Source organism: Ochrobactrum sp. WV_118_8, from assembly GCF_039631535.1.
GTDB classification, from domain to species: Bacteria; Pseudomonadota; Alphaproteobacteria; order Rhizobiales; family Rhizobiaceae; genus Brucella; species Brucella anthropi.
This window is the reverse complement of the sequence record NZ_JBDIUZ010000001.1, coordinates 2,842,375-2,864,751: the sequence shown is the minus strand read 5'-3', so window position 1 is coordinate 2,864,751 and position 22,377 is coordinate 2,842,375. Positions and strand designations below refer to the sequence as shown.

Genomic DNA, 22,377 nt, shown 5'->3' with positions numbered 1-22,377 from the left:
GATCGAGCAGCCAGTTCCTTTGATACAATTGTACAGAAATGGTGAATCGAGCGTTAACCATAACGGGTATCGCGACCCGTTATGGCAAATTATACGATTTGTTTGCTTATATCCGGTCTCAGGCCCGGCGCTTGAAGCGGGCCGCGAAGAAGCCGTCCATGCCAGCCATGTGCGGATTGCCTTCAAAACGATCCGGCGGCAAGTCTGCCGGGGTGGATCGCAGAAAGCCTTCTGCTGTGACCAGCCCATCCAGAAGCCCGTTCAGACTGGGGCAATCCTGCTCCGTGATCGGGAAAGGTTCCAGCAACGGATTTTCCGCTGCCTTGCGCGCCATTTCCTCGCCTTCGAGCGGGTGCAGCGAACAATTGGAAAAGACGATTACGCCGCCGGGTTTGACCAGAGTGGCCGCGTGCGCCAAAAGCTTGCCTTGAAGTTCGGCAAGTTTTGCTATGTCCTGCGGCGTCTTGGTCCAAGGCACATCCGGATGACGGCGCACAGTGCCGGTGGAAGAGCAGGGCGCATCCAGAAGCACAGCATCGAACAGTTCGTCCGGCTGGAAATCCATCAGATTGGTGGCAACGGTCTTCGCCTCGAAGCCGAGACGTTCCAGATTGCCGCGCAGGCGCTTCAGCCGGTTTTCGGAAAGGTCGAGCGCGGTCACGTCTGCGCCCTGAAGTACGAGCTGCGCCGTCTTGCCACCGGGGGCAGCGCACAGGTCGGCTACCCGTTTGCCCTTGATATCACCCATCAGGCGCGCAGGCAGGCTTGCCGCCACATCCTGCACCCACCAGTCACCTTCGGCAAAGCCGGGCAGGTCGGTGAGATTGCCTTCGACCGTTTGCAGGCGCACCGAACCGTTGGGCAGCGCAACGCCACCGAGCTTTTCGGCCCATGCCTTTGTGTCACCCTTGACCGTGAAATCGATCGGCGGCTCATAGGCATGCATGGCAAGAATGGCTGCTGCTTTTTCCGCGCCATAGGCGTCGGTGATGCTTTTGGCAAACCACTCTGGCACGTTGGTTTCGGGCTCAAGCGTGTGGGCGAGAGCACGTTCCTTGTTGCGCGAAAGGCGACGCAGCAGCGCATTGACGAGACCGGCATATTTGCGATTGCGCGGATCGTTGTTCGCCGCTTCCACCGCAAGATCGACCGCCGAGTGATCGGGCAGGTTCAGATAGAAAATCTGGGCGATGGCGACATGCAGAAGATGCTTCAGTGCTACTGCATTTTCCGGCAATGGCCGGTCGAGCCGCTTGTTGATGGCGCGTTCGATGCTGCCGCGATTGCGGAGCGCAGAGCCGAGAATGGCGCGAACCAGCGCGCGGTCGCGCGGCTCCAGCGCCAGATATTGCGGATGGCCGTGCGTATTGTCGGTCAGGCCGTCGAGCGAGGTGTTCTTTTCGATTACCGCGCCAAGAAGGCGTGCCGCACACAAACGCGCCGCCAGACCGGGGCGCAGGTCTGCGGCGCTGTTATTCGTTTGCGGCTTTTTATTTCCACGCTTTGGCGCGGGCTTTTTATCGTTCACACTGTTCAACTTTATTTATGACCACGGTCCGCGAAAACCCGAACCGCCATTGCTGTTACCGCCTGCATTACCCCATGGACCACCGCTTTGGGAAGGGGCAGCGGCACGCGGTGCCATTCCAGCGGAGCGGATGCCCATTTCGGCAGCCATCTGTTCAAGTGCGGCGATGCGGTTATCGGTATCAGGGTGTGTCGAGAAAAGATTGTCTGCGCCACGTCCGCTCAAGGGATTGATGATGAACATATGCGCGGTTGCCGGGTTGTGTTCGGCTTCCTCATTTGGGATGGCCTTGGCGCCGCGCGCGATCTTGCCCAGCGCCGAGGACAGCCACAGCGGATTGCCGCAGATTTCCGCGCCGCGCTTGTCAGCGGCATATTCGCGGGTGCGGCTGACAGCCATCTGCACGATCATTGCGGCGAAGGGCGCGACGATCATGGCAAGAATGGTGCCGACCACGCCCATGATGCCGTTGCCGTTCTCGCGATTGCCGCCCAGGAAGAAGGCGAAATTGCCGAGCATGGATATGGCACCGGCAAGTGTTGCGACGATGGTCATGGTCAGTGTGTCGCGGTTCTGGACGTGCGCCAGCTCGTGCGCCATCACGCCCGCGACTTCTTCCGGCGTCAGGCGGTTGAGGAGCCCGGTTGTGGCTGCAACGGCAGCATTTTCGGGGTTGCGGCCCGTGGCGAAAGCGTTCGGCTGGTCTTCATGGATGATATAGACCTTCGGCATCGGAAGGCCCGCATTGGCGGCCAGCCCGCTCACCATGCGGTAATAGTCCGGTGCGCTGCGCTCATCCACTTCCTGCGCATTGTACATGCGCAGCACCATCTTGTCGGAGTTCCAGTAGCCGAACAGGTTCATGGCGACTGCAATCACAAGCGCAATCATCATGCCGCCGCCGCCGCCCAGCAAATAGCCGATGCTCATGAACATGACCGTCATGAGGGCGATCAGCATGGCAGTTTTTGTCATATTCATCTGCGGCGGTCTCCAAATCTTAGGCTGCACGACCCGCAAGGGTTTTGCACGGCAAGCCTTTCTGCCTATATGATGGGTATGAACAGGCTTTGCTTCAATGTTCGAAGCAAAAACCGAGAACGGGATTGTGACCGATGAGCGAAAAAACCGAAAGCCCGCAAAACGTTGACAAGCGCACGTTCGAAGACCTGCCGCCTGCTGCCCAGCGCGCATTGAAGGAAGCTGAAGCGCGCCGCGCTGCCGAAAAGGCAAACGAAGCGCCCCGCGAACTTGGCGGTCGCGGCGGCAAGGACCCCGCCCGTTTCGGCGATTGGGAGATCAAGGGTCGGTCGATCGATTTCTAATAAGTTTGGGATATTGTCGCCCTGCTGGTCTGCAAATCGCGCTCCTCTGCGCTTCCGGTGCTCATGTACTTTAAGTACACTCCGCTCCGGTTCTCGAAGATCACGATTTTCGTCTCAGTACGCCGAAAATCCCACCAAACTTGGGTGCCTTCTCAGGCAGCATCGAAAAAAAGCCCCGGTTTCCCGGGGCTTTTTACTATTTTTTGTTCTGGCGATTTTCGATCAGATCGTCCACGACGCCCGGATCGGCCAGCGTCGAGGTATCGCCCAGTGCGCCGAACTCGTCTTCGGCGATCTTGCGCAGGATGCGGCGCATGATCTTGCCCGAGCGGGTTTTCGGCAGGCCCGGCGAGAACTGGATCTTGTCCGGCGTGGCGATAGGACCGATCTCCTTGCGCACGTGCTGGGTCAGCTCCTTGCGCAGGGCATCTTCGTCCTGAACTGCTTCGCCGGTCATCAGCGTGACATAGCAATAGATGCCCTGTCCCTTGATCGGATGCGGATAGCCCACAACGGCGGCTTCTGAAACCGAGTGATGCGAGACGAGTGCAGATTCGATTTCCGCCGTCCCGAGGCGATGGCCGGAAATGTTGAGCACGTCATCGACGCGGCCCGTGATCCAGTAGTAACCGTCTTCATCGCGACGGCAGCCGTCGCCGGTGAAGTATTTGCCCTTATAGGTCGAGAAGTAGGCTTCGATGAAGCGCTTGTGATCGCCGTAAAGCGTGCGCATCTGGCCCGGCCAGCTGTCGATGATGCAGAGATTACCGTCCACGGCACCTTCAATGACAACGCCCTCATTATCGACCAGTTCCGGCTTGATACCGAAAAACGGACGCGTTGCAGAGCCTGGCTTCAGGTCTGTCGCGCCGGGCAGCGGGGTGATGAGAATGCCGCCGGTTTCCGTCTGCCACCATGTATCGACAATCGGCGACCGCTGGTCACCAACGACGTTGTAATACCATTCCCAGGCTTCCGGATTGATCGGCTCGCCAACCGAACCGAGCAGGCGCAGCGTCGAACGCGACGAGCGGGTGACGAATTCATCGCCGGCGCCCATCAGGGCGCGGATGGCCGTAGGCGCAGTGTAGAAGATGTTGACGTGATGCTTGTCGACGACTTCCCAGAAACGTCCCTGATCGGGGAAGTTGGGCACACCCTCGAACATCAATGTCGTCGCGCCGTTGGCGAGCGGGCCGTAGACGATATAGGAGCGACCTGTCACCCAGCCCACATCCGCCGTGCACCAGTAGATGTCGCTGTCATGATAGTCGAAGACATATTGATGCGTCATCGATGCATAGACGAGATAGCCGCCGGTTGTGTGCAGCACGCCCTTCGGCTTGCCGGTGGAGCCGGAGGTGTAGAGGATGAAGAGCGGGTCTTCCGCATTCATCGGTTCGGGATCGCAGGTCGGTTCGACGCTAGCAACTTCCTGATGGTACCAGAGATCGCGGCCCGGTCCCCAGCTCACCTTGCCGCCGGTGCGGCGCACGGTGAGAACCTTGTTGACCATGACATATTGCTTGGCTGCAATGTCGATGGCGGTATCGGTGTTTTCCTTCAGCGGAACCGGCTTGCCGCCGCGCACGCCTTCATCCGCCGTGATGACGAAAGTGGATTCGCAGTCGACGATGCGACCGGCAAGTGCTTCCGGTGAGAAACCGGCGAAGACGACGGAATGCACAGCGCCGATGCGCGCGCAGGCCAGCATCGCATAAGCCGCTTCCGGGATCATCGGCAGATAGATCGTGACGCGGTCGCCCTTCTTAACGCCGTGCTTCTTCAGCACATTGGCGAGGCGGCAGACATTCTCATGCAATTCGCGATAGGTGATCTTCTTGTCGATATAGGGATTGTCGCCTTCCCAGATGATCGCAACCTGATCACCACGGCTCTTCAGGTGGCGGTCGATACAGTTATAGGAAACGTTGGTAACGCCGTCCTCATACCATTTGATGGATACGTCGCCGTTGAAATCGGTGTTCTTGACCTTGGTGAAGGGCTTGAACCAGTCGATGCGCCGTCCGTGCTTTGCCCAAAAGCTGTCCGGGTCGCTCACGCTTTCCTGATACCATTCGAGATAGGTTGCGTTGTCGATGAGCGTGTTTCTCTTTGCCTCGGCAAGGACCGGGTAAAGCTTTTCCGACATGATTTCCTCCTTCAGCATTCCGCGAGCCGGACGATATCCCGCTCGTATAAATGCACCCAAAAACTGACCGGCACCTCCCGCCGGATGAGACGGTCCACCATGAAAGGCGAGACCATCGGGTGCCCTGTCTACCTTCCATTGCGGGCAAGGTAAATTAGACAATCGGCGCGTCTATGATCCACAATGACGCATCGTTAGAAATGGCAACTGGCAGCACTCGCTGTCGAATGGTGCTAATATATTGTTTTTACAGTTTAAAAACCATTTTGAGTGATTATCTCCTATTCAGGAGCCTGACAATATGGCTCTTCACAAAAAGGGGAAATCGCCATGACGACGTCCGCTTTGAACGCAAAGTCAGCCTTCGAACTGCAACTCGCCGGTTATGGTCTGACGACGGCGAAAGTTTTCTACCACTTGCCTGATCACCCGCATCTGCTGCAGCTTTTCGTCTGGCAGGATTATGACCTCGCGCCCGATTTTCCGGTGCTCAATCATTTCATCGAATTCTGGAATCGGGAAATCGACGGGCCGTTGCATTCGGTCAGCTACACGCATTTCCGGCTGCTTGGCCCCTCGGACTGGAGGAATGTGCAGGGCGAGATCGTCCTGCATTAGGAGCATTTCCAGCAAAAGTGTGAAGCGGTTTTGCGTAGGATAATGCGACAAGAACAAACAGTAGGGGTGACAATTCAGGTGGGGTTGGCATAGCTCCGTCCGCCGAAGATGGCCGAGCCGACACGCACCGATGTCGCGCCGAAACCGATGGCGGTTTCATAATCGCCCGACATGCCCATGGAGAGTTTTTCGACCTGTGCCTCGCGGGCGAGCTTTTCCAGAAGCGCGAAATGCGGCCCCGGATTTTCATCCGCAGGCGGGATGCACATCAGCCCCTCGATGGCGAGGCCATGTTCCTTGCGGCAGCGCTCGACAAAGGCGACAGCTTCCTTCGGCGCAATGCCGGCCTTCTGTTCTTCAAGTCCGGTATTCACCTGCACGTAGAGCTTTGGGGCCTTGTTCTGCTTTTTGATCTCGACGGCCAAGGCGGCTGCGATCTTTTCACGGTCGACGGTTTCGATGACATCGAAGAGGGCGACGGCATCGGCGGCCTTGTTGGATTGCAGCGGGCCGATGAGATGCAGTTCGATGCCGGAATAATCGTCGCGCAGTCCCGGCCATTTGGCTTGTGCTTCCTGCACGCGGTTTTCACCGAAGACGCGCTGGCCTGCGTCGAGGACCGGGCGGATTTCCTCCGCATCGAAGGTTTTCGATACGGCGACAAGCGTAACGGAACCCCTGTCGCGCTGTGCTTCCTCTTCGGCATTGGCGATCGCGGCCTTGACCGTGCTCAGCTTCGCTACGATATCTGACATGAAACTCTCGCTTTCAGGCTTTTCATCCGCAAAAGGTTGACGCTTTCGCCAATACGTGGTGAAGGTCGCCATTAAACATCGACTCTCCTTATTGCATCACCTTCGTACGAGTAAATACGGTCATGGCAGCCGAACGTTATAATCCGCGCGTGGCGGAAGCTCATTGGCAGAAAGTCTGGGAAGAAGACCGGACCTTCGAAACCGACAATAGCGACAGCCGCGAGAAATATTATGTGCTCGAGATGTTCCCCTATCCATCGGGGCGCATCCATATGGGGCATGTGCGCAACTATGCGATGGGTGACGTTGTCGCCCGTTACAAGCGCGCCAAGGGTTTCAACGTGCTTCATCCGATGGGATGGGACGCGTTCGGCATGCCTGCGGAAAATGCAGCGATGCAGAACAAGGTTCATCCGAAGGAATGGACCTACCAGAACATCGCCACGATGCGCAGGCAGCTCAAATCGATGGGTCTTTCGCTCGACTGGGCGCGTGAATTCGCGACCTGCGATGTGGAATATTATCATCGCCAGCAGATGCTGTTCATCGACCTTTTTGAAAAGGGTCTGGTGACGCGCAAGACCTCCAAGGTCAACTGGGATCCGGTCGACAACACCGTGCTTGCCAACGAGCAGGTGGTGGATGGTCGCGGCTGGCGTTCGGGCGCACTGGTCGAACAGCGCGAGCTGACGCAGTGGTTCTTCAAGATCACGGATTTCAGCGAGGAATTGCTGGCCGGTCTCGATACGCTCGACCAGTGGCCGGAAAAGGTTCGCCTGATGCAGCGCAACTGGATCGGCAAGTCGGAAGGCCTGCAGGTCCGCTTCGCGCTGGACGGCAATACCGCGCCTGCCGGTTTCTCGGAAATCGAGGTCTATACGACCCGTCCGGATACGCTGTTCGGTGCGGCTTTTGTGGCGATCTCCGCAGATCATCCGCTGGCAAAGAAACTGGCCGAAGACAATGCTTCGCTTACCGGCTTCATCGAAGAATGCCATCAGCACGGCACGTCGCTGGCGGCGCTGGAAACGGCTGAGAAGAAGGGCTTCGACACGGGCGTGAAAGTCCGGCACCCGTTCGACGAAAACTGGGAACTGCCGGTCTATGTCGCCAATTTCGTCCTGATGGAATATGGCACGGGCGCGGTGTTCGGCTGCCCGGCGCATGATCAGCGCGACCTGGATTTCGCCAACAAGTACAAATTGAAGGTTACGCCTGTCGTTCTGCCGAAGGGCGAGGATGCGGCAGGCTTCAGCATCGGCGAAACGGCCTATACCGATGATGGCGTGATGATCAACTCACGCTTCCTCGACGGCATGACGCCGGAAGCGGCCTTCAATGAGGTGGCGAATCGTCTGGAACAGACCAGTCTCGGCAACAGCCCGCAGGCAAGCCGCAAGGTGCAGTTCCGTCTGCGTGACTGGGGCATCTCGCGCCAGCGCTATTGGGGTTGCCCGATCCCGATGATCCATTGCGAAAGCTGTGGCGTCAATCCGGTGCCGCGCGCCGATCTGCCGGTCAAGCTGCCGGACGATGTCGAGTTCGACCGTCCGGGCAATCCGCTCGACCGTCATGCAACATGGCGTCATGTAAAATGTCCGAAATGCGGTGCCGATGCGCGTCGTGAAACCGATACGATGGACACGTTCGTCGATTCGTCCTGGTACTATGCGCGCTTTACGGCACCATGGGAAAACGAACCGACCGACCGCAAGGTCGCCGATCACTGGCTGCCGGTCGATCAGTATATCGGCGGTATCGAACACGCGATCCTGCATCTGCTCTATTCGCGTTTCTTCACCCGCGCGATGAAGGTGGCCGGTCACGTCGGCATCGACGAGCCGTTCAAGGGCCTGTTTACGCAGGGCATGGTGGTGCACGAAACCTACAAGGCCAACGGCCAGTGGGTGGCACCTGCCGACATTCGCATCGAGGAAACCGACGGCAAGCGCAGTGCGACCTTGCTCTCGTCCGGCGAGCCGGTGGAAATCGGTTCCATCGAGAAGATGTCGAAGTCGAAGAAGAATGTTGTCGATCCGGATGACATTATCGCTTCCTACGGTGCTGATACGGCGCGCTGGTTCATGCTGTCTGATTCGCCACCCGAGCGTGACGTGATCTGGACGGAAGCCGGTGCCGAAGGCGCCCATCGTTTTGTGCAGCGCGTCTGGCGTCTGGTGGCGGAAGCCGCCGAACATCTGAAGGACGTTGCGCCCAGGACCGGGACGCAGGGTGAAGCCCTTGTCGTTTCCAAGGCTGCGCACAAGGCGGTCAAGGCTGTCGGTGACGATATCGAGAAGCTCGCCTTCAACCGTGGCGTTGCCCGTCTTTATGAGCTGGTCAACACGGCTGCTGCATCCCTGCAGCAGGTGGCTTCGGGCAATGCGGATGACGAGTTGAAGAGTGCCGTCCGTGACGTCACTGAAAAGCTCATCCTGATGCTGGCGCCGATGATGCCGCATCTGGCTGAACAGTGCCTGGCCGTACTTGGCGGCAAGATTGCCGGTCGTGAAACGCTGGTTGCCCGCAGTGCCTGGCCGGAATTCGATCCAGCCATGGTGGTGGAAAACGAGATCGTTATGCCGGTGCAGATCAACGGCAAGAAGCGTGGGGATTTGACAATCGCCCGCGACGCTGATCAAGCTAGCATCCAGCAGGCGGTGCTCGAACTTGACTTCGTCAAGGCTGTGCTCAACGGGAGCTCGCCGAAGAAGGTTATCGTGGTGCCGCAAAGGATCGTCAATGTCGTTGCCTGACCGCTTTTTCTCCGCAATCAAAGCCTTCCGGGTTGCGTTTTTCGCACTCGGGGCCGCGGTTCTGATGGCTGGATGCACCGTGCAGCCGCTTTACTCTTCCGGCGCTGGTGCCGGTGGAACCATAGGCGGCAGCGTGACGCCGGACATGCGCACCAAGCTTGCTTCGGTGGCCATAGATCCGGCTGGCGATGTGTTTCAGCAGCAGGTCCGCAATCGCCTGATCTTCCTGCTTGGCGGTGGCGCCGGTGAACCGGCCAACCCGACCTATCGGCTTGGTCTTGGTCTGAGCAGCAATACGATCTCCGCGGTGAGTGTGGATATTGGCGATCAGACCGACCGTACAGGTCGTCCATCGGCTGGTATCGTCAAGGCAACGTCGAACTTCGTGTTGCGTGACAAGGACGGCAAGCCGCTTGCCGCTGGCACCCGCACGGTTGGCGCTTCCTTCGACCGTCCGCGTCAGGAGTTCGCAAACCTGCGTGCCGAACGCGATGCGCGCAAGCGCGCTGCCGAAGAACTTGCCGAACAGGTGTTCCTCGCTCTGGCGCAGAAATTGTCGAAGCTCTGATCGGGCTTCGACCTGACATCGAAAGGCGGTGCCGCAAGGTGCCGCTTTTTTTGTTTTAGAGGTTGGATAATTAGTAATGAATTCAGGAAGGTAACATTGCTGTGCCTACCCAACATTCATGTGTCTTCTTGTTTTTCCTGGAGTGATTAGCAACCTGAATGCTTCTGCGAGCGCATGATGCGTCCGCTGGTTCAAACCAGTTTTTACAGGAGTAGTTGGATGAAGCGGTTTTCCATGACGATGGGCAGTCTCGCGATTTTGGCGGGGCTGGCAGTTGCCGGTCCTGCGATGGCACAGGAAAAGGCGTCGCCGTTGCAATGGCAATATTTCCAGGCGGATGAGAATGGCTTCAATCGTACGCCTGTCCTTCTGACCGGAGACAAGGACGCGATCCTGCTTGATGGCGGCTTCACGCTTTCGGACGGCAAGGCGGTTGCCGAGAAGATCAAGGAAACGGGTAAGAAGCTGACCACGATCTATGTGAGCCAGAGCGATCCGGACTATTATTTCAGCCTTGGCCCGATCAAGGCCGCTTTTCCCGATGCGCGCATCATCGCGGCCCCTGAAACGGTCGATGCGATCAAGGGCAATATCGAGGCGAAATTGAAGGTCTGGGGTCCGCAACTCAAGGACAATGGCCCGCAGAAACTGTCGGATGTCGTTATTCCCGAAGCTTCCGATGTGAAGGCGCTGGAGCTTGAGGGCAATGAGATTGAAATCGTTTCCGCCGAAGGCATGACGAACAGGCGTTATCTCTGGGTGCCTTCGCTGAAGGCGGTGTTCGGCGGTGTCCTGATAACGGCAGGCGAGCATGTCTGGCTTGCCGATACGCCCGATCTTTCCCAGCGTGAGGCATGGATCAGAAATCTCGATACGATTGCTGCACGCAATCCTGAAGTGGTTGTTCCGGCGCATATGAAGCCCGGTTCGGCGACGGATGTTTCGGCAATCAAGTTCACCCGCGATTATATCGCGGCCTTCGATGAGGAAGCGGCGAAAGCCAAGGATAGCGGCGAATTGATCGCAGCAATGAAGAAGCGTTATCCTGATCTTGGCGGTGAAAGTAGCCTGGAACTCGGTGCAAAGGTCATCAAGGGCGAGATGAAGTGGGAATAGGCCGGAGCATTTCCAGCAAAATTCCGAAGCGGTTTTGCGTAGGATAATGCGTAAAAACAAAAAGATAGAGTATTTCCAACGATTCAATTTAAACTGGAAATGCTCTAGTCTCAAATTGACAGGTGGCTATAAAGGCGGTGTGTGTTTCACACCGCCTTTTCATTTGCAGGGCCCGATCAAACCATGCGTCTCATTTCGTTTTCCGCCAAAGGCTATCGTTCGCTACGTTCCGTCCGGTTCGATCTCGGACAGGTGACGGTTTTCGTCGGAGAGAACGGTGCCGGAAAATCCAATCTCTATCGGGCGTTGCAACTGGTGAAGGCGGCGGCGGAGGGCAATCTCTCGACGGAAGTGGTGCGCGAAGGCGGGATGCAATCGGCCATGTGGAGCGGCAATCGCCGTAAGCACGAATCGGCGCGCATCATTCTGGAAGCGGATTTTGAAGACGAGCGGCTCGCCTCGCGTCTTTCCTATCGTGTCGAGGCAGGTCTGCCGCCGCCGGTTTCCGGTGCCTTTCCCTTCGAGCCGCAGATCAAGGAAGAACAGCTCAATCTCGATACCGGTCGTCGCCCCGTGGATCTGATGGATCGGCGCGGACCTGCGGTTTTCGCGCGGGACGGGGAAGGGCGGCGCATGGAGCACCCGGCGCGGCTTCTGACTTCGGAAAGCGGGCTGGCGGTGCTCGGACAGTCAGGCCATTATCCGGAGATAGGCGATCTTTCCGCGCAGATACGTGGCTGGCGCTTTTACCACGGTTTTCGAAGCGACCGTGATGCGCCAGTGCGTCAGCCGTCCATAGCCGCAACCGCTGCGATGCTGGACGAGGACGGTGGCAATCTTGCCTCCGTCTTTGCCACGCTTGCCCATATCCGGCAGGATACGGTCGACCTTGATCGTCTGGTTGCCGACGCGCTGGAGGGTGCCAAGCTGGTCATTCCCTATCCGGAAGAAACGGCGACTTTTGGCCTGAATTTCCCGGCTTTCCCGCCGCGAACATTTCGCCCCGGAGAACTGTCCGACGGACAGATTCGCCTGCTGGCTCTGGCGGGTGCGCTGCTCTCCTATCGCCTGCCGCCATTGATCGCGCTCAATGAGCCGGAGGCGAGCCTGCATCCCGATATGATCCCGTCACTTGCCCGCATGATCGCGCAGGCATCCGAACGCAGCCAGATATGGGTGGTGACCCATTCAGCCGCCCTCGCCAGCGCGATTGCCGAACATTGCGGCGCAAGACCGATCCGGGTGAGCAAGCAGGACGGGGAAACGGTACTGGAATAAAAAAAGGCGAGCCGATGGCCCGCCTTTTCATTGTCTCTGAAAATCGTCGATCAGGCGATCGTCTGACCGGTTTTCGCCCAATCGGCGAGGAAGGTTTCGAGGCCCTTGTCGGTCAGCGGATGCTTGACCAGTGCCTTGAGCGTTGCCGGAGGCGCGGTCACGACATCGGCGCCGATGAGGGCTGCTTCCTTGACATGATTGACGGTGCGAACCGAAGCGGCAAGAATTTCGGTGCGGTAATCGTAATTGTCGTAAATCGTGCGGATTTCGGCAATCAGCTCCATGCCGTTGATGCCGGTATCGTCGAGACGGCCAATGAACGGCGAAATGAAGGTCGCGCCGGCCTTGGCTGCCAGAAGTGCCTGATTGGCCGAGAAGCAGAGCGTCATGTTGACCTTGTGACCATCAGAAGACAGAGCCTTACAGGCTTTCAATCCGTCGAGGGTTACAGGCAGCTTGATGCAGATATTGTCAGCGATCTTGGCGATGACGGCTGCTTCCTTCATCATCTGCTCATATTCTGTCGCGGCAACCTCGGCGGAAACCGGGCCCTTGACGATGTTGCAGATTTCCTTGGTCACTTCGATAATGTCACGATCCGACTTCAGGATGAGGGACGGGTTGGTGGTCACGCCATCGACCAGCCCAAGGTCGTTGAGCTCGCGGATTTCCTTGACGTCCGCAGTGTCCACGAAAAACTTCATAACAGCGTTCCTCCATAATGAGCGCGGGTGGATTTGAGGAATTTAAAACCATTTAATTCCCGGAAGGTGGCTTTTCTTTAGCGCAAAGCCGCGCCAAGGTCACGCGATCATGTCGAAAGATTCGCACGATATTTCCAGTCTGTTTCCGGAGCTCGCACCACGGGTCGTTCCCGTGCTCGTGCCCATGCCCGCGGAGCGGCCTTATTCATATATGGTTCCGGAAGGGATGAACGTCCAGCCCGGATCGATCGTGCGCGTGCCGCTCGGACCTCGTGAGGTGGCGGGGATCGTCTGTGAGGGGGAAACCGACGCTGTTGACGCCAGAAAGCTGCGGGCGATTTCCGAAGTTTTCGACTGCCCGCCGGTGGGAGCCGACATGCTGCGCTTCATGCGCTGGGCAGCTGACTACACGCTTTCGCCGCCAGGCATGGTGGCGCGCATGGTCCTGCGTGTGCCAGCTGCATTTGATCCCGAACCATCGGTGCCGGGTCTTCGTTATTCCGGCGGTGAGCCTGAGCGTATGACCGAAGCGAGGTCGCGGGTAATGGAGCTTGCCCGCGACGGGCTTGCATGGACCAGATCCGGCCTTGCCCATGCGGCGGGTGTCTCCATGACGGTCGTGGACGGGTTGAAGACGCAAGGTATTTTCGAAGAAGTCATGCTGCCGCCGCCAGCCGTGGTGGCAAAGCCCGATATCGACTATGCACGGGCCACGCTTTCGGAAGACCAGCAGGCGGCGGCTGAAATGCTGTCGGAAGCCGTCGAAGCCGATTGTTTTTCGGTTTCACTGCTTGATGGCGTGACCGGATCGGGCAAGACCGAGGTTTATTTCGAAGCCGTTGCCAAGGCGATTGAGCAAGGCAAGCAGGTGCTGATTCTCTTGCCTGAGATCGCGCTGACACAACAGTTTCTCGACCGGTTCCACGATCGTTTTGGGGCAAAGCCTGCCGAATGGCATTCCGACCTTGCACCCCGCACCCGGGAGCGCGTCTGGCGGCAGATTGCCGAGGGTACGGTGCGGGTTGTGGCAGGGGCGCGGTCGGCGCTCTTTCTGCCCTTCAAGGAACTGGGGCTGATCGTTGTCGATGAAGAACATGATCCGGCTTACAAACAGGAAGACCGGGTCTTCTACAATGCGCGCGACATGGCGGTGGTGCGCGGCCATATCAGCGGCTTTCCGGTGGTGCTGGCATCGGCCACGCCATCCATCGAGAGTCAGGTCAATGCGGAGCAGGGGCGCTACAAGCGAATCAAGCTTTATGGTCGCTATGCGGAAGCCGCACTGCCCGATCTGAAGACCATCGACATGCGACGTTCTCCACCACCGCCGGGCCGGTTTTTGTCGCCCGCACTGACCGAAGCTGTTGGCAGGACGGTGGAACGCGGAGAGCAGGCGCTTTTGTTCCTCAACCGGCGCGGTTACGCGCCTTTGACCCTGTGCCGGGTCTGCGGCCACCGCTTCCAATGTCCGCAATGTTCAAGCTGGCTCGTGGAACATCGTTTTCGCGGACAGCTGATGTGTCATCAGTGCGGCTATCATGAGCCGGTGCCGGAGGCTTGTCCCGAATGCGGCACCCTGGATCATCTGGTCGCCTGCGGTCCGGGCGTGGAGCGCATCGCGGAAGAAGTCGCGGCAACGTTCAGCGAAGCGCGAATCATAGTTCTTTCGTCTGATATGGCAGGCGGCGTGAAGCGGCTGCGGCTGGAACTCGATGCTATCGCAAAAGGCGAGGCGGATATCGTGATCGGCACGCAGCTTGTTGCCAAGGGGCATAACTTTCCCAACATGACATTGGTGGGTGTCGTGGATGCCGATCTGGGACTTGCCAATGGCGATCCCCGCGCGGCTGAGCGCACCTTCCAGCTTCTCAATCAGGTGACGGGACGCGCCGGTCGAACCGGTCGCAAGAGCCTCGGACTGATCCAGACCTACCAGCCGGATCATCCGGTGATGCGGGCAATCGTCAGCAGCGACGCAGACGCATTCTACGCCCGTGAAATCGAGGAGCGCGAACGCAGTGCTTTGCCGCCTTTCGGGCGGCTCGCCGCGTTGATTATCTCCGCGGACAACCGGCCCGAAGCCGAAAATCATGCGCGTGCGCTTCGCCGTGCGGCACCCTCATCCCCGGAGATTTCCGTGCTCGGGCCTGCCGAGGCACCGCTTGCGCTCGTGCGGGGAAGACACCGTTTCCGCATTCTGGTGCACGGGACCAAACGCGCCGACATTCAAGGATTTATCCGCGTCTTGCTCGCCGCCGGGCCGAAGGAAAAAGGCTCGATAAGGGTTCAGGTGGATATTGATCCGCAAAGCTTCTTGTAGGGCCGTATTGCTATCGAAGCAGGCTAAAAAAAGCTGCTTGCTTCTCTAGTCGCTAGAGGATGCAGACTGGTCTCAAAGGTTCTATGAGGCTCGAAACCAATGAGATACACCCCTGCTCATCAAACGCGACCTTCAGCGAATAATGGCCCCGGTTTCTGGCTGGTCGCCCTTGTCGGACTGATAATCTGGACATTGTTGATGTGGTTTGCCTACTACATCTCGGATGCCGTGATTGTCTGGATCAGTGGCAATGGACCAGCTTTGGCCGAGACTGGAAAAAGCTTGATCGGCAAAGAAGCGACTGCGCTGCTGGATGTGTTCAAGCTGGATCAGGTAGCAGGTTCCGGGATCGGATTGCTGCATAGTTTGCTTGTTCCGGCGCTTTGGATCATTTGGGCGATCGGTGCGATAGCCATCCTTTTCATCCGGTCGGTTCTGGCTCGGGTCATTGCGATGCGCGGTTCTCTGCCGCGCTGATGGTACGTTCCATGCCCTTGAATGGCTTGGTAATTCTGTTGGAATCGCTCGGATATGCCTGAATGCCGGTTGCGTTCAGATAGTGCGATCAGTTTTCGTTTACGCAAAACTGGTTTATAGCCGTGTTCTGTTCAGATTGAGGGCGATCGCGATGGAATTCTATCTTCCCACCACCACCGGAGAATGGCTTGCCTGGGGCTCTGCCGCCGTGACGGCACTTGCTGGTCTTGTCATGCTTTTTGCGCCCGGCATAACGATGAAGCTGTTGCGGCTCCAGCCGATCAATGGCCGTCCCGAAGGTTACGGTTCCATCCGTGCGACGCTCGCCGGACCCTATCTCGGCGTGGGGATCGGATGCCTCGTTTTCGCGCAGCCATTCCTCTGGGTCGTGCTGGGTTCCGTCTGGGGATTTGCACTGTTCGGACGCTTCATTTCGATGATGTCGGATGCGGGTGGGCGCAAGGGCGGACCGAGCGGCGGACGCTTCTATGGCAGTCTCGCAGCGCTGGTGGAGTTCGTGCTTGCAGCAGGTCCGCTGCTCTACGCTTTCGGCTTCATTTCCTGATCGGAAAGAGCTCTGTTCTGCACTTCTGACGTGCAGGCTGCGCAAGGGAAGATAGCGTCGCTGCGGTGGATGCGACTTTTTTGACCGCGAAAGGCGGTAAATCTTACACAAAAGTGCCGGATTCGCGTGTTGCGAGTCCTGTTCGTCTATGCTAGACGGCAATCACATTTCGGTGTTGACGTGCTCGCGCGTCAGTGGTTTTCCGGAAACATTCAATAAAATCATCGGTTTGGCGTCCTGAACAAGATTGGGCCCCAAAAGGATGGTTTCAACGTAGAGAGCAGGTTGTTCGTGGCTGAAACGTCTTCGCTCATTTCAGGTGTCGCACAGCGTTACGCCGGATCTCTTTTCGAGCTTGCGCTTGATGCGAAATCCGTTGCGGCTGTGGAAAAAGATCTTGACCGTTTCGAGGCGCTTCTGAGCGGAAGCGAAGACCTCAAGCGACTGATCTCCAGTCCGGTATTTTCCTCGGAAGATCAGCTTCACGCCATCGGCGCTCTCGCCGACAAGGCGGGCATCAAGGGTCTGGTCGGAAATTTCCTGCGCGTTGTCGCGCGGAACCGTCGTCTCTTCGCTCTGCCGGGCATCATCGCTGCTTTCCGCATTATTGCTGCTGAACATCGCGGTGAAATTTCCGCCGATGTCATCTCCGCGCACGAACTGAGCGCTGCGCAGCAGAACGAATTGAAGGCAACGCTGAAGGGCGTGGCCGGCAAGGACGTGACGATCAATGTCACCGTCGATCCGTCGATCCTCGGCGGTCTTATCGTCAAGATGGGTTCGCGTCAGATCGACACGTCCCTTCGCACTAAACTTTCTTCTCTCAAGCTTGCACTGAAAGAGGTCGGCTGATGGACATCCGCGCCGCGGAAATTTCCGCTATCCTGAAAGAGCAAATCAAGAACTTCGGCAAGGAGGCTGAGGTCTCCGAAGTCGGTCAGGTTCTTTCCGTTGGCGACGGTATCGCCCGCGTCTATGGTCTGGACAATGTTCAGGCCGGTGAAATGGTCGAATTCCCTGGTGGCATTCGCGGCATGGCGCTGAACCTTGAAAGCGACAATGTCGGCGTCGTTATCTTCGGTGCCGACCGCGACATCAAGGAAGGCGACATCGTCAAGCGTACCGGCGCAATCGTTGACGTTCCGGTTGGTCCGGAACTGCTCGGCCGCGTTGTCGACGCTCTCGGCAATCCGATCGACGGCAAGGGCCCGATCAAGGCCAAGGAACGTCGCCGCGTCGACGTCAAAGCGCCAGGCATCATCCCGCGCAAGTCGGTTCACGAGCCAATGTCGACGGGTCTCAAGGCCATCGACGCCCTGATCCCGGTTGGCCGCGGCCAGCGCGAGCTGGTCATCGGCGACCGTCAGACCGGCAAGACCGCCATCATTCTCGATACGATCCTGAACCAGAAGCCGATCCACGACAACGGCCCGGACAAGGACAAGCTGTACTGCGTCTACGTCGCCGTCGGCCAGAAGCGTTCGACCGTCGCCCAGTTCGTCAAGGTTCTCGAAGAACGCGGCGCTCTGGAATACTCGATCGTTGTCGCGGCTACCGCTTCCGATCCGGCTCCGATGCAGTATCTCGCACCGTTTGCGGGCTGCGCCATGGGCGAATATTTCCGCGACAACTCGATGCATGCGCTGATCGGCTATGACGATCTGTCCAAGCAGGCTGTTGCTTACCGTCAGATGTCGCTTCTGCTCCGTCGTCCTCCGGGCCGCGAAGCTTATCCGGGCGACGTTTTCTACCTGCACTCCCGTCTTCTCGAACGCGCTGCAAAGCTCAACGACGAAAACGGTGCTGGCTCGCTGACGGCTCTGCCGGTCATCGAAACGCAGGGCAACGACGTTTCGGCCTTTATTCCGACCAACGTGATCTCGATCACCGATGGCCAGATCTTCCTCGAAACCAACCTGTTCTATCAGGGTATCCGTCCGGCTGTTAACGTCGGTCTGTCGGTTTCGCGCGTTGGTTCTTCGGCCCAGATCAAGGCCATGAAGCAGGTTGCCGGTTCGATTAAGGGCGAGCTTGCCCAGTATCGTGAAATGGCTGCCTTCGCGCAGTTCGGTTCCGACCTCGATGCTTCGACGCAGCGTCTTCTGAACCGTGGTGCACGCCTGACCGAACTCCTGAAGCAGCCGCAGTTCTCGCCGCTGAAGACGGAAGAGCAGGTTGCCGTGATTTACGCCGGTGTTAACGGTTATCTCGACAAGCTTGCTGTCAATCAGGTTGGCAAGTTCGAAGAAGGTCTTCTCGCTTCGTTGCGCACCGAGCACAAGGACGTGCTCGATGGCATTCGCAAGGAGAAAGCCATTACTGATGACCTCAAGGCCAAGCTCAAGGCAGCGATCGACGCTTTCGCCAAGTCCTTTGCCTGAATTATGTTAGCCGCATGATTTTATCCGAAAAGTCTCCAACTTTTCGGAATCATGCTCAGACGGGATGAACGGATGCCTTCACTAAAGGATCTGAGAAACCGTATCGCCTCGGTCAAGGCGACGCAGAAAATCACCAAGGCGATGCAGATGGTCGCCGCGGCGAAGCTGCGCCGTGCCCAGGAAGCTGCGGAAGCCGCAAGGCCTTATTCGCAGCGCATGGGTGTCGTTCTCGCAAACATCGCGCAGAACGTAACCGGCGAAGATGCGCCGGCCCTGATGGCCGGTACGGGCAAGGACGACGTGCATCTGCTCGTCGTCTGCACCGCAGAACGTGGCCTTTGCGGCGGTTTCAACTCGCAGATTGCGCGTCTGGCGCGCGATCATGCCCGCAAGCTCCTCGCTGAAGGCAAGACGGTCAAGATCATCACGGTCGGCAAGAAGGGCGCGGACATTCTGCGTCGCGAATTTGCCAGCCTGCTGATCGACCATATCGATCTGCGCGAAGTCAAGCAGCTCGCTTTTGTGCATGCCGACCAGATCGGCCACAAGATCATCAAGCTGTTTGAAGAAGGCGCTTTCGACGTCTGCACGCTGTTCTATTCCGAGTTCAAGTCGGTGATCTCGCAGATTCCGACCGCACAGCAGCTTATCCCTGCTTCGGCGGACGACAGCGAGGATGCGGAGACCGCAGGCGACGCGATCTACGAATACGAACCTGATCCTGCGGCGATCCTGTCGACGCTGATCCCGCGCAATATCTCGGTCCAGATTTTCCGTGCTTTGCTGGAAAATGTCGCGGGCGAGATGGGCGCGAAGATGAGTGCGATGGATAACGCGACGCGCAATGCGGGCGACATGATCAACAAACTGTCGATCACGTATAACCGCCAGCGTCAGGCGCAGATCACCAAGGAACTGATCGAAATTATTTCGGGTGCGGAAGCGCTCTAGAGCATTTTGCAGCCAGATGGGAACATCTGGCGTCGCATAAATGCGGCGAAATAGAATTTGGTTTACCGCATGATTTCCCAGAAAGTCTGCAACTTTTCGGGATCATGCTAACGGAAGGTAAGGATCGATGGCAAAAGCAGCGACCCCGAAAACTACCGCCGCGGCCGAAGCAAAGCCAGCGGCGAAGGCGCCTGCCAAAAAAGCGGCACCTAAGACCACTGCAGCAGCCAAGTCTGTTGCTGAGAAGTCTGCCGCTCCCAAGGCAGCAGCATCCGGTGCGATCGGCCACGTTACGCAGGTCATCGGCGCTGTCGTCGACGTCAAGTTCCCGGAAGGCCAGCTGCCGCTGATCCTGAACGCGCTTGAAGTCGACAATCAGGGCAATCGCCTGGTTCTCGAAGTTGCCCAGCACCTCGGCGAAGACACCGTGCGCACCATCGCCATGGACGCGACCGAAGGTCTCGTTCGCGGTCAGGAAGCGCGCGACACCGGCGAACCGATCATGGTTCCGGTTGGCGTCGAAACGCTTGGCCGTATCATGAACGTCATCGGTGAGCCGGTTGACGAAGCTGGTCCGATCAAGACCAAGGCAACCCGCGCCATCCACCAGAACGCTCCGGAATATATCGAGCAGTCGACCGAAGCTGAAATCCTGGTAACGGGCATCAAGGTCGTCGACCTTCTCGCTCCTTACGCCAAGGGCGGCAAGATCGGTCTCTTCGGCGGTGCAGGCGTTGGCAAGACCGTTCTCATCATGGAACTCATCAACAACGTCGCCAAGGCGCACGGCGGTTACTCCGTGTTCGCAGGCGTCGGTGAGCGTACCCGTGAAGGCAACGACCTTTACCACGAAATGATCGAGTCGGGTGTTAACAAGCTCGGCGGCGGCGAAGGCTCCAAGGCAGCCCTCGTTTACGGCCAGATGAACGAACCCCCGGGTGCGCGCGCTCGTGTTGCCCTGTCGGGTCTGACGGTTGCTGAAAACTTCCGTGACCAGGGCCAGGACGTTCTGTTCTTCGTGGACAACATCTTCCGCTTCACGCAGGCAGGTTCGGAAGTGTCGGCTCTCCTCGGCCGTATTCCTTCCGCTGTGGGCTATCAGCCGACGCTGGCAACCGACATGGGCGCCATGCAGGAACGCATCACGACGACGACCAAGGGTTCGATCACCTCGGTTCAGGCGATTTACGTCCCTGCCGACGACTTGACCGACCCGGCACCGGCAACCTCGTTCGCCCACTTGGATGCAACGACCGTTCTGTCGCGCTCGATCGCTGAAAAGGGTATCTACCCGGCTGTTGACCCGCTCGACTCCACGTCGCGTATGCTTGACCCGAAGGTCGTTGGCGATGAGCATTACGCTGTCGCCCGTCAGGTTCAGTCGATCCTGCAGCGCTACAAGTCGCTTCAGGACATTATCGCGATCCTGGGCATGGACGAACTGTCTGAAGAAGACAAGCTCACCGTTGCCCGCGCTCGTAAGATCGAACGCTTCCTGTCGCAGCCGTTCTTCGTTGCTGAAGTCTTCACCGGTGCGCCAGGCAAGCTGGTCGATCTCGCCGACACCATCAAGGGCTTCAAGGGTCTTTGCGCTGGCGACTACGATCATCTTCCGGAAGCTGCCTTCTACATGGTCGGCAGCATCGAGGAAGCTCTCGAGAAGGCCAAGAAGCTGGCAGCTGAAGCTGCTTGATGAATTGAATTTCCCGGTGGGCCGCAAGGCCCGCCGTGAAAGCCAATCATTTTGTTTAAGCATGTTCTGAAAGTCGGTTTTTTCGGGATTGTGCTTTTGAATTCAAGTGAGAACCATGGCTCAAGCTTTCCAATTCGAACTCGTGTCGCCTGAACGGCTCCTGCTTTCCGCGCAGGTGACGGAAGTCGTCATTCCGGGTAGCGAAGGCTATCTGACGGCTCTCGCCGGTCATTCGCCGTTGATGACGACGATCATGCCGGGTGTCGTTTCGGTGAAGCTTGCCGACGGCAAGTCCGACTCCTACGTGGTCTTCGGCGGTTTCGCCGATATCACCCCGCAGGGTTGCACCGTTCTGGCCGAATCGGCGACCCATGTGGACGATATCGACCCGGCAGATATTCAGCGCCGCATTGAACATGCCCGCAAGGCTCTGGACGATGCTTCGTCGAACGAACACCGCACCAAGGCGGAAATCTTCCTGCATCAGCTGATGACGCTGCAGGGAACGATCATGCCAGCCTGATCGGCAGCACTCTATCGTTTTTCGGGAAAGCGGGCTCTTGCCCGCTTTTTCTTTTTCAGATCACTGCTCTGCAGTGAATTTGTTCGCAAAACTGTCATATTGCCGCTAAATCCCATCACGCTTGCGTGAGTTCAGGAAGTTCGCTTGAAAATAGTTCGCCAGCGATTTATCCAAATCCGTAATCATTAGTTTACTAATATATAAGGCGGTTGGCATGGATACGGCAGATCTTAAAGCTGAAATGATTGATGCCATGGCGAAGGTTAATCGCAGGCTCCGCACCGTTTTCGACGCGCGTGTGAAGGAACGGGGCCTGACCCTGGCGCGGGCGCGCACCCTGCTTGCCTTGATGGAACAGGAAGGCCTTTACCAGAAAGAACTGGCAGAAGCGCTTGAGATCGAGAATGCGACTATGGTCCGCCTGCTCGATGGTCTGGAGCGCCAGTCATTCATCGAACGGCAAACCGTTCAGGGTGACCGCCGCGCCAAGCGCGTGGTGATGACGGCGGAAGGCAAGATTCTGGCTGAGCAGGTTGTGAAGCTCGCCGGCGATGTCCGCGAAGATCTGCTGGAAGGTGTAAGCGATGAGGAGTTGAGCATCGCGCTCAACGTGCTTCGCAAAATGTCAGAATCGATGAACAAGACCCACTGATCGGGTTGTTTTGCC

General features: G+C 57.9%; 20 protein-coding genes. 15 read left to right on the top strand and 5 right to left on the bottom strand.

Annotated features, from left to right (window positions below; translation table 11 throughout):
* Positions 1 to 118: 118 nt before the first annotated feature.
* Together ABDF71_RS13885 and htpX are read right to left on the bottom strand one after the other, a co-directional pair.
* Positions 119 to 1,528, bottom strand: coding sequence for an RsmB/NOP family class I SAM-dependent RNA methyltransferase (locus tag ABDF71_RS13885; protein ID WP_043061912.1), 1,410 nt, complete (start codon positions 1,526 to 1,528; stop codon positions 119 to 121).
* Between the two features lie 15 nt (positions 1,529 to 1,543).
* Positions 1,544 to 2,509 carry a zinc metalloprotease HtpX gene (gene htpX, locus ABDF71_RS13880; RefSeq protein WP_029929454.1) on the bottom strand — a complete coding sequence of 322 codons (966 nt, stop codon included), beginning with the start codon at positions 2,507 to 2,509 and terminating at the stop codon, positions 1,544 to 1,546.
* Between the two features lie 134 nt (positions 2,510 to 2,643).
* Between htpX and ABDF71_RS13875 the strand changes: the two genes are divergently transcribed.
* On the top strand, positions 2,644 to 2,853 hold the full coding sequence (locus ABDF71_RS13875) for a DUF1674 domain-containing protein (protein WP_500061635.1): 210 nt from the start codon (positions 2,644 to 2,646) through the stop codon (positions 2,851 to 2,853).
* Positions 2,854 to 3,049: 196 nt separating this feature from the next.
* On the opposite strand, the gene acs is transcribed toward ABDF71_RS13875, so the two are convergent.
* The gene (acs, locus tag ABDF71_RS13870; protein WP_500061634.1) at positions 3,050 to 5,005 is read right to left on the bottom strand and encodes an acetate--CoA ligase; all 1,956 of its coding nucleotides are present in this window, start codon (positions 5,003 to 5,005) and stop codon (positions 3,050 to 3,052) included.
* Between the two features lie 330 nt (positions 5,006 to 5,335).
* Here acs and ABDF71_RS13865 point away from each other — a divergent pair, with 330 nt between their 5' ends.
* Entirely contained in the window at positions 5,336 to 5,623 is a 288-nt protein-coding gene (locus ABDF71_RS13865; RefSeq protein ID WP_006471250.1) for an usg protein, read from the top strand.
* Positions 5,624 to 5,697: 74 nt separating this feature from the next.
* Here the strand turns inward: ABDF71_RS13865 and ABDF71_RS13860 are convergent, their stop codons facing one another.
* Positions 5,698 to 6,378 carry a YggS family pyridoxal phosphate-dependent enzyme gene (locus ABDF71_RS13860; protein WP_071633463.1) on the bottom strand — a complete coding sequence of 227 codons (681 nt, stop codon included), beginning with the start codon at positions 6,376 to 6,378 and terminating at the stop codon, positions 5,698 to 5,700.
* Between the two features lie 122 nt (positions 6,379 to 6,500).
* Between ABDF71_RS13860 and leuS the strand changes: the two genes are divergently transcribed.
* The 4 genes from leuS (at position 6,501) to ABDF71_RS13840 (ending at position 12,096) form a co-directional block, all read left to right on the top strand.
* Positions 6,501 to 9,134 (top strand): leucine--tRNA ligase, encoded by a 2,634-nt coding sequence (leuS, locus tag ABDF71_RS13855; protein WP_500061633.1) that lies wholly within the window; start codon positions 6,501 to 6,503, stop codon positions 9,132 to 9,134.
* Entirely contained in the window at positions 9,121 to 9,702 is a 582-nt protein-coding gene (lptE, locus tag ABDF71_RS13850) for an LPS assembly lipoprotein LptE (RefSeq protein ID WP_010661475.1), read from the top strand. Before leuS ends, lptE begins: the two co-directional genes overlap by 14 nt.
* A 219-nt stretch (positions 9,703 to 9,921) precedes the next feature.
* Positions 9,922 to 10,818 (top strand): MBL fold metallo-hydrolase, encoded by an 897-nt coding sequence (locus ABDF71_RS13845; protein WP_433760872.1) that lies wholly within the window; start codon positions 9,922 to 9,924, stop codon positions 10,816 to 10,818.
* 183 nt (positions 10,819 to 11,001) lie between these two features.
* The gene (locus tag ABDF71_RS13840) at positions 11,002 to 12,096 is read left to right on the top strand and encodes an AAA family ATPase (protein ID WP_151665239.1); all 1,095 of its coding nucleotides are present in this window, start codon (positions 11,002 to 11,004) and stop codon (positions 12,094 to 12,096) included.
* 50 nt (positions 12,097 to 12,146) lie between these two features.
* Here the strand turns inward: ABDF71_RS13840 and fsa are convergent, their stop codons facing one another.
* A complete protein-coding gene (gene fsa, locus ABDF71_RS13835) occupies positions 12,147 to 12,800 on the bottom strand; it encodes a fructose-6-phosphate aldolase (protein ID WP_500061632.1) in 654 nt (217 codons plus the stop codon).
* A 109-nt stretch (positions 12,801 to 12,909) separates the two neighbouring features.
* Here fsa and ABDF71_RS13830 point away from each other — a divergent pair, with 109 nt between their 5' ends.
* The 9 genes from ABDF71_RS13830 to ABDF71_RS13790 all read left to right on the top strand — a co-directional run bounded on the left by ABDF71_RS13830 (position 12,910) and on the right by ABDF71_RS13790 (position 22,362).
* The gene (locus ABDF71_RS13830; RefSeq protein ID WP_433760867.1) at positions 12,910 to 15,120 is read left to right on the top strand and encodes a primosomal protein N'; all 2,211 of its coding nucleotides are present in this window, start codon (positions 12,910 to 12,912) and stop codon (positions 15,118 to 15,120) included.
* A 99-nt stretch (positions 15,121 to 15,219) separates the two neighbouring features.
* On the top strand, positions 15,220 to 15,597 hold the full coding sequence (locus ABDF71_RS13825) for a hypothetical protein (RefSeq protein WP_144405846.1): 378 nt from the start codon (positions 15,220 to 15,222) through the stop codon (positions 15,595 to 15,597).
* A gap of 151 nt (positions 15,598 to 15,748) precedes the next feature.
* The gene (locus ABDF71_RS13820; RefSeq protein WP_010661469.1) at positions 15,749 to 16,162 is read left to right on the top strand and encodes an AGROH133_08824 family phage infection protein; all 414 of its coding nucleotides are present in this window, start codon (positions 15,749 to 15,751) and stop codon (positions 16,160 to 16,162) included.
* Positions 16,163 to 16,453: 291 nt separating this feature from the next.
* Positions 16,454 to 17,014 (top strand): F0F1 ATP synthase subunit delta, encoded by a 561-nt coding sequence (locus tag ABDF71_RS13815; RefSeq protein WP_010661468.1) that lies wholly within the window; start codon positions 16,454 to 16,456, stop codon positions 17,012 to 17,014.
* Entirely contained in the window at positions 17,014 to 18,543 is a 1,530-nt protein-coding gene (gene atpA, locus ABDF71_RS13810; protein ID WP_010661467.1) for a F0F1 ATP synthase subunit alpha, read from the top strand. The genes ABDF71_RS13815 and atpA overlap by 1 nt, the downstream gene beginning before the upstream one ends.
* A 72-nt stretch (positions 18,544 to 18,615) precedes the next feature.
* A complete protein-coding gene (locus ABDF71_RS13805; RefSeq protein WP_029929473.1) occupies positions 18,616 to 19,494 on the top strand; it encodes a F0F1 ATP synthase subunit gamma in 879 nt (292 codons plus the stop codon).
* A 127-nt stretch (positions 19,495 to 19,621) separates the two neighbouring features.
* Entirely contained in the window at positions 19,622 to 21,187 is a 1,566-nt protein-coding gene (gene atpD, locus ABDF71_RS13800; protein WP_010661465.1) for a F0F1 ATP synthase subunit beta, read from the top strand.
* A gap of 115 nt (positions 21,188 to 21,302) precedes the next feature.
* The gene (locus ABDF71_RS13795) at positions 21,303 to 21,710 is read left to right on the top strand and encodes a F0F1 ATP synthase subunit epsilon (protein ID WP_010661464.1); all 408 of its coding nucleotides are present in this window, start codon (positions 21,303 to 21,305) and stop codon (positions 21,708 to 21,710) included.
* A 214-nt stretch (positions 21,711 to 21,924) separates the two neighbouring features.
* Positions 21,925 to 22,362: a MarR family winged helix-turn-helix transcriptional regulator gene (locus ABDF71_RS13790; RefSeq protein ID WP_010661463.1), complete on the top strand. Its 438-nt coding sequence runs from the start codon at positions 21,925 to 21,927 to the stop codon at positions 22,360 to 22,362.
* Positions 22,363 to 22,377 lie beyond the last annotated feature (15 nt).